At 71.8% G+C, this 1,249-nt stretch carries 1 protein-coding gene; it reads left to right on the forward strand.

Going from position 1 to position 1,249, the window contains the following annotated elements; genetic code table 11:
• On the forward strand, positions 1-1,249 hold a 1,249-nt coding region (locus ABT336_RS27440; RefSeq protein WP_350900504.1), incomplete at both ends, for a condensation domain-containing protein.

The following is a 1,249-nucleotide window of genomic DNA, read 5'->3' on the forward strand; positions in this document are numbered from 1 at the left end:
TCCGATCTACCGCCCCCACCACCCCGCAGCTGACCGCCGACCCCGACCACCGGTACGACCCGTTCCCCCCCACCGACGTGCAGCGCGCCTACTGGATCGGCCGGACCGACACCTTCGCCCTCGGCGGCGTCGGCTGCCACTTCTACACCGAGTACGACGGCCGCGACATCGACCTCGACCGGCTCACCGAGGTGCTCAACACGCTCGTCGGCAGGCACGAGATGCTGCGCGCCCGGTTCCTGCCCGACGGCGACCAGCAGATCCTGCCCGAGGTGCCCCGCTTCGAGATCCGGACCGTCGACGCGGCCCCCGGCGAGGACGAGACCGAACTCCGGGCCCAGCGCGACGCGATGTCGCACCAGGTCCTCGACCCGGGCCGGTGGCCGCTGTTCGACGTGCGGGCCGTCCGGTACGGCGACCGCCGCGTCCGCCTCGCGGTCAGCATCGACAGCATCCTCATCGACGCCCTCAGCGCCATGATCCTGATGCGCGAGCTCGACACCCTCTACCGTCGGCCCGACGCCGACCTGCCGCCGATCGGCCTGTCCTTCCGCGACTACGTCCTGACCGCCCAGCCCGACCCGCAGCGACTCGACGCCTCCAGGCGGTACTGGTCCCAGCGGGTGGAGGTGCTGCCCGACGGGCCGCAACTACCCCTGGCCGTCGACCCGGCCGAGGTCAAGCAGCCCCGGTTCGTCCGCCGGGAACAGCACCTGCCGCAGCGGCAGTGGCAGCGGCTGCGCGACCAGGCCCGCCGCCACGGAGTCACCGGCTCCGCCCTGCTGGCCACCGCCTTCGCCGAGGTCCTCGGAGCCTGGAGCGCCCAGCCCGACCTCACCGTCAACGTCACCCTCTTCGACCGCCGCGACGTGCACCCCGACGTCGACCGGGTGCTCGGCGACTTCACCTCCCTGCTCCTGGTCGGCTACCAACCCGAGCCGCAGGAGAGCTGGCTCGACGCCACCCGCCGGATGCAGCGGCAGATGGGCCGCGACCTGGAGCACAGCGACGTCTCGGCGGTCTGGGTGATGCGGGAACTGGCCCGCCGACGGGGACACCTGGACGTGTCGATGCCGGTGGTCTTCACCAGCACCCTCGGCGTCACCGACGACGTCGTCGTCGAGCCCTCCTTCGCCGAACGGGTCTGGGGTGTCTCCCAGACGCCGCAGGTGTGGTTGGACCACCAGGTGGTGGAGCGTGACGGTGGTGTGTCGTTGGTGTGGGATGCGGTGGAGGAGTTGTTCGCGCC

The sequence above is a fragment of the Micromonospora sp. NPDC000207 genome (assembly GCF_040300925.1).
In the GTDB taxonomy this organism is placed as follows: domain Bacteria; phylum Actinomycetota; class Actinomycetes; order Mycobacteriales; family Micromonosporaceae; genus Micromonospora.